Source organism: Dethiosulfatibacter sp. (genome assembly GCF_983023055.1).
In genome coordinates, this window is record NZ_CEZJXU010000330.1 from 1 (window position 1) to 2,998 (window position 2,998).

General features: G+C 35.5%; 4 protein-coding genes and 1 pseudogene. All 5 read left to right on the forward strand.

What is annotated here, in order from left to right; genetic code table 11:
- A partial coding sequence (locus tag AC3AX0_RS10485; protein ID WP_487550239.1) for a YlmH/Sll1252 family protein occupies positions 1-771 on the forward strand: 771 nt, incomplete at its 5' end.
- Positions 772-781: 10 nt separating this feature from the next.
- Positions 782-1,468, forward strand: coding sequence for a 5'-methylthioadenosine/adenosylhomocysteine nucleosidase (locus AC3AX0_RS10490; protein ID WP_487550240.1), 687 nt, complete (start codon positions 782-784; stop codon positions 1,466-1,468).
- A gap of 9 nt (positions 1,469-1,477) precedes the next feature.
- Positions 1,478-1,939, forward strand: a complete 462-nt coding sequence (lspA, locus tag AC3AX0_RS10495) for a signal peptidase II (protein ID WP_487550241.1) — start codon at positions 1,478-1,480, stop codon at positions 1,937-1,939.
- On the forward strand, positions 1,936-2,844 hold the full coding sequence (locus AC3AX0_RS10500; RefSeq protein WP_487550242.1) for an RluA family pseudouridine synthase: 909 nt from the start codon (positions 1,936-1,938) through the stop codon (positions 2,842-2,844). The genes lspA and AC3AX0_RS10500 overlap by 4 nt, the downstream gene beginning before the upstream one ends.
- A pseudogene (locus AC3AX0_RS10505) lies at positions 2,841-2,998 on the forward strand (bifunctional pyr operon transcriptional regulator/uracil phosphoribosyltransferase); the annotation flags it as partial. The gene AC3AX0_RS10500 and the pseudogene AC3AX0_RS10505, both read left to right, overlap by 4 nt.

Below are 2,998 nucleotides of genomic sequence, written 5' to 3' on the forward strand. Positions count from 1 at the left end.
GAATCATACTTAAAAAGCCTTAAAGAGGATGACAGGCATATTGCCAGAAGAGTCCTCGATATTAGAGAGGGCGCACAAAACAACTTCATGATCAACGATTCAGACTTTTTTTACCCCAATGAAATCAGCATTGGGGAATCGGTTTTGAATCATTTCAGCGATACCAGTTATTTAATAACTGGTATTTCTAAAAATGCGGAAAGAAAAGCCATTCTTGCAGCTCCATATGATATTGATGAAGATGAGCTGTTGAAAGAGTTCTTCACAGTATTAAGAGGGCATATAGGAATCACATCAATAACTCACAGGGATATCCTTGGCTCGCTAATCTCGACAGGACTTAATAGAAATAAGATAGGTGATATATATATTGATGACGAATATGTGTATATAATAGTAAAAAAAGAAATAGAAAAACATGTTGTTCTTAATTTTAACAGAATAAAGAATATAAGTACGAATTTTGAATCTGTGGAATTAAAAATAGTAGAAAATCTTTCTCTTAAGTTTGAAAAAGCAAGGATAATTACTTCTTCAATGAGAGTGGACAATGTTGTTTCAAACATAGGGTCCATGTCAAGGAGCAAAGCTCAGGATTTCATAAAATCAGGCAATGTAAAGCTAAACTGGAGCAATGATATCAGCAGAAACAGACTACTTGAAGAAGGAGATGTATTGTCATTGAGAGGAAAAGGTAAGTATAAAATATCCGGAATAGTAGGACATAGTAAAAAGGGAAATATTGTTTTGGAGATAGATAAGTATATTTAATGGAGGAATTATGGTAATAGGAATTATAGGAGCAATGGACGAGGAAGTATTGCTTCTCAAGAAAAAGATAGAAAATATAAAAGAAACAGATTGTTTGAATTTTAAAATTTACAGTGGTGAATATGCAGGAAAGAAAGTTGTATTCATGAGGTCGGGTATAGGAAAGGTGAATTCTGCTGTTTCTACCCAGATACTGATTAACAATTTCAAGGCATCATCAATAATTAACACTGGAATAGCAGGTTCCCTGTCTGAATCCATATCCATTGGAGATATTGTAATATCTAATGAAACTCAACAATATGATATAGATGTTACTGTATTCGGGTACAAGGAAGGGGAAATCCCAAGAATGGATACTTCAATATTCAAGGCTGATGAAAACATGATTAAGATTTGCAGCGACCTTATTGAAGGAGAAGCAAAGGTTCATGTAGGAAAAATAGTGTCCGGAGACAGATTTGTAAGCAAAAATGAATTGAAGGTAAAACTAAGGACTGAATTCAATGCTCTTTGCGTTGACATGGAGAGTGCATCCATTGGACATGTATGCCACCTTTACAAAACCCCATATGTTGCAATAAGGTGCATATCTGACAATGCAGATGAAGCAGCTGAAGATAAGTATAATGACTTCGACAAGTATGCAGCAGAGATTAGTGCCAAAATAACATTAAAAGCCATAGAATTATTATAGGAGAACATCATGCATATTATTATTGTATTGCTGCTTGCGGTCATTGATCAAATAAGCAAATATTTTGTTTTGGAATTGCTGAAGTTTTCAAATTCAGTGATTTTAATAGATAATTTTCTGAAGCTTAATTATGTGGAAAACAGAGGAGCTGCATTTGGAATATTGCAGAATCAACAGTTGTTTTTCATTATAATCACGTCTGTTGTAATTGGTGCAGTTGTCATTTATAGGATAAAGGTCAATGGATTCAATAGGGTTGCGAATTTTTCCCTTGACCTTATAATAGCGGGAGCATTGGGAAATCTTGTTGACAGGTTAAGGCTCAACTATGTTGTGGATTTTATAGATGTGAATTTCTGGGGTTTTTATGATTTCCCTGTATTCAATTTTGCAGACATTTGTGTAGTTGTAGGAACATTGCTGCTAGCCTTATTGATTATTCTTGACAGATACGAGATTGATAAGATATGAAGATGGAAATTGAATTTAAAGGTGAAAGTGTCAGGATTGACATGTTTTTAAAGGAAACATGCCAGGATATGTCAAGATCCTATCTTCAGAAGCTTATAAAAAACAACAACGTTTATGTAAACGGGAAGTGTAGAAAAAAGAATTACATATTGAGCGAAGGGGACCAAATAGAATTTGAAGTGCCAGAACCAGTAGAGTTGAAGGTTGAAGCGGAAGACATACCCCTTGAAATAGTATATGAAGATGACTGTCTAGCCGTTGTAAACAAACCCAGGGGAATGGTTGTTCATCCTGCACCGGGAAATTATAACGGTACTATGGTTAATGCTTTGCTGTACAAGCTGGATAATCTATCTTCCATAAACGGTATCATAAGACCTGGAATAGTCCACAGGATAGACAAGGATACTACAGGACTCCTTGTTGTTGCAAAGGATGACAAGTCCCATAAGGTCCTGAGTGAAGAGCTAAAAGATAGAAAAACAGGAAGATTTTATGTTGCCCTTGTTCATGGGAATGTTAAAGATGACGAGGGAATAATAGAACTGCCCATTGGAAGAGATTCCAGGAATAGGAAAAAAATGGCAGTAACAGATAAGAATTCAAAATATGCTCTTACTAGGTTTAAGGTCTTGAGACGCTACGGAAAATATACATATATTGAGTTGATTCTTGAAACCGGACGTACCCATCAGATAAGGGTTCACATGACATATAAGGGACATCCCATAGTTGGTGACGAGGTTTACGGCAGAAAAGATAATGAGTTTAAAATGAAAGGTCAGCTTCTTCACGCCAAGAAGATTTCATTTGTTCATCCTGAAAAAGGAGAACTCATGGAGTTTGATGCTGAATTACCTAAAGATTTCAGCAAGGTGTTAAATATATTGGAGGGAAGATTATGAAAACCAAAGCATTTATAATGGACGAGAAATCCGTAACAAGAGCGTTGACTAGGATTTCCCATGAAATTATTGAAAGAAACAAGGGGATTGAGAATTTGGTTGTCATTGGAATAAAATCCAGAGGGATTCCAATGGCAAAGCGAATCATTAGTAT

Coding starts and splice junctions, on each gene's coding strand:
- AC3AX0_RS10500 (WP_487550242.1), top strand. CDS start 1,936: ATGAAGATGGAAATTGAATTTAAAGGTGAAAGTGTCAGGATTGACATG.
- AC3AX0_RS10490 (WP_487550240.1), top strand. CDS start 782: ATGGTAATAGGAATTATAGGAGCAATGGACGAGGAAGTATTGCTTCTC.
- lspA (WP_487550241.1), top strand. CDS start 1,478: ATGCATATTATTATTGTATTGCTGCTTGCGGTCATTGATCAAATAAGC.